We start from the raw sequence: 2,543 nt of genomic DNA on the forward strand, positions 1-2,543 counted from the left end.
GCCCAGGCGCACGCGCTCCAGCAACGCTGCCTCCAGCGGGCCCGAGCGCAACAACGGCGGCGCGATGAACGCCAGCTCATCGCCTTGGCGACGGATACGCACCAAGCCGATTTCGCACTCCTGGATAATCTCCTCCCCTTGCGCAATCCCCCCCGCCTGCAACCACGCGTGGCAACTGCCCAGCGTCGGGTGCCCGGCGAACGGCAGCTCCTGCAAGGTAGTGAAGATTCTCACCCGGTAGTCAGCCCGTGGATCGCGGGGCGTGAGTAAAAACGTGGTTTCGCTGAGGTTGGTCCACTTGGCGAAGTCGGCCATCTGTTGGTCACTGAGGCTGTCGGCCCCCAGCACCACCGCCAGCGGGTTGCCTTTGAGCGACACGCTGCTGAAGACATCCAGTTGTTTGAAATCGAAAGTCGGCATGGGCTCAGCTCGGAATGTTCAAGCCACGGATCACCGCCGGACGTGCGACAAAACCGTCCAGCGCGCGCAGCACATTGGGGAAATCGGCGATGCCGACCAAGTCACCGGATTCGTAGAAACCGATCAGATTACGGATCCACGGAAACGTCGCGATGTCCGCGATGCTGTAGTCGTCGCCCATGATCCAGGTGCGGCCCAGCAGGCGTTTTTCCAAGACCTCCAGCAAGCGCCGCGACTCGGCGACGTAGCGGTCACGCGGGCGCTTGTCTTCGTAGGCCTTGCCAGCGAACTTGTTGAAGAACCCCACCTGGCCAAACATCGGGCCGATACCGGACATCTGGAACATCAGCCACTGAATGGTTTCATAACGTGTCGCTGGATCTTCGGAAAGCAATTGGCTGGTTTTTTCCGCCAGGTAAAGCAGGATCGCACCGGATTCGAACAGCGCCAACGGCTGGCCGCCGGGGCCGTCGGGGTCGATGATCGCGGGGATTTTGTTGTTCGGGTTCAGCGATAGGAACTCGGGCGACAGCTGGTCCTGGGTCTCGAAGCTGACCTTGTGCGCCTCGTAGGGCAGGCCCAGTTCTTCGAGCATGATCGAGACTTTTACCCCGTTGGGCGTGGGCAACGAATACAGTTGCAGACACTCCGGATGCTGGGCGGGCCATTTGCGGTTGATCGGGAAAGCGGCGAGTGAATTCATCGGGATATCCCTCGGCGGAAAACCCCCATGATAATCATCTGCCCGGCATCCTGCATGGGTCATCATTGCGCAACATCCCCTCGCTAATCTCCCCCACGGGCGAACCAAAGTGACCTCGCGGACTCTTAAGTGCGCCTGAACGGTGAATGGAGGCACCTTGCAGAACCACACGGAACACCGCAGGACGCAGCATGCGTCACTGGGGCCGGGCTTGTCCGCCTTAATCCGATGCACTGAAGACTCGAACCTAATGACAATCAAGCCTCTGTGCCTTGCGCAACGCCTCAAACGATATTCATACATCATATTGCCGCTGTTGCTGGTCGGCGGCGTCCTCGACCTGACCCTGCAATCGCGCATCAGCAGGGCCGAGCCGGTGGACGGCGTGCAAACCCTGGTGTTCCTGCGCCACGGCGAAAAACCCGCCGGCGGCCTGGGCCAGCTCAATTGCCAAGGCCTGAACCGCGCGATGAACCTGGCCACCGTGTTGCCGGAAAAGTTCGGTAAGGCCAACTTCATCTTCGCCGCCAACCCGACGCGCAATGTCGAGGAAGGCGAAAAAGACAATTCCTACAGCTACATTCGCCCTCTGATGACCATCAGCCCCAGCGCAATCAAGCTCGGGTTGCCGGTAAACATCAAGTTTTCGGCGAATGACACCAACGCCCTCGCCGATGAACTGGTGGAAAACAAGTACCACAACGCCATCATCTACACTGCCTGGTCCCATGGCTATCTGCCAGAGTTGATCAACAAGGTGGCCAGTGAAGCCGTGGGCGAAAAGCACACCATCACCGAAGACTGGTCCGGTAATGACTACGACACGCTGTATGTACTGACACTCACCTGGCACAACGGCAAGGCATCGTTGCTGAGCCGCAACTATAAGCAGGGCCTGAATAATGGCGAACAAACCTGCCCGGATGCGACCCAGGTCAGCGCAGATCTCTGAAGCCTGAGCGATAGGGGCGTATGATGCGCGGCTATTGACTCATCTGCGGATCAACACCATGTCCAACCTCGCCTCCACCCAGCCCAACCGGGGCTGGTCGTTCTGGTGGAAACCAGCGCTGTTCCTGCTGGTCGCCTGCATCGGCCTTTACTACGTGAAGTGGTCGCCCTACTACTTCAAGGCGTTTGTCGCCGCCGACAACCACAGCATCGGCGCCTCAATTCTCAATGACCAGCAAACCTCGCCACTGGCGGCGGCGCTGGCCTATGCCCAGGTGTACTTCCTGGCGATCTGGAAAGCCGCCGTTCTAGCGGTGATCCTCGGCTCGTTGCTGCAAGTGTTGATCCCCCGCGACTGGCTGCTGCGCCTGTTCGGTCGTGCAGGGCTGGGTTCGACCCTGCGCGGCGGGCTGTTCGCCTTGCCCGGAATGATGTGCAGTTGCTGCGCGGCACCGGTGGCGGCGGGCAT

3 protein-coding genes and 1 pseudogene are annotated in these 2,543 nt (G+C 60.1%); 2 read left to right on the plus strand and 2 right to left on the minus strand.

From position 1 onward, the window contains the following. Both L9Z73_RS28960 and L9Z73_RS28965 read right to left on the minus strand, forming a co-directional pair. A partial coding sequence (locus tag L9Z73_RS28960) for a PhzF family phenazine biosynthesis protein (protein ID WP_247408263.1) occupies positions 1 to 420 on the minus strand: 420 nt, incomplete at its 3' end. Positions 421 to 424: 4 nt separating this feature from the next. After that, positions 425 to 1,123 carry a glutathione S-transferase N-terminal domain-containing protein gene (locus tag L9Z73_RS28965; RefSeq protein ID WP_247408265.1) on the minus strand — a complete coding sequence of 233 codons (699 nt, stop codon included), beginning with the start codon at positions 1,121 to 1,123 and terminating at the stop codon, positions 425 to 427. 250 nt (positions 1,124 to 1,373) lie between these two features. Here L9Z73_RS28965 and L9Z73_RS28970 point away from each other — a divergent pair, with 250 nt between their 5' ends. Next, positions 1,374 to 2,075, plus strand: a complete 702-nt coding sequence (locus L9Z73_RS28970; protein ID WP_247408267.1) for a histidine phosphatase family protein — start codon at positions 1,374 to 1,376, stop codon at positions 2,073 to 2,075. A gap of 58 nt (positions 2,076 to 2,133) precedes the next feature. Next, positions 2,134 to 2,543, plus strand: a pseudogene (locus L9Z73_RS28975) (permease); the annotation flags it as partial.

The sequence above is a fragment of the Pseudomonas emilianonis genome, from assembly GCF_023072625.1.
Classification (GTDB): Bacteria; Pseudomonadota; Gammaproteobacteria; order Pseudomonadales; family Pseudomonadaceae; genus Aquipseudomonas; species Aquipseudomonas paraveronii.

Coding starts and splice junctions, on each gene's coding strand:
- L9Z73_RS28965 (WP_247408265.1), bottom strand. CDS start 1,123: ATGAATTCACTCGCCGCTTTCCCGATCAACCGCAAATGGCCCGCCCAG.
- L9Z73_RS28970 (WP_247408267.1), top strand. CDS start 1,374: ATGACAATCAAGCCTCTGTGCCTTGCGCAACGCCTCAAACGATATTCA.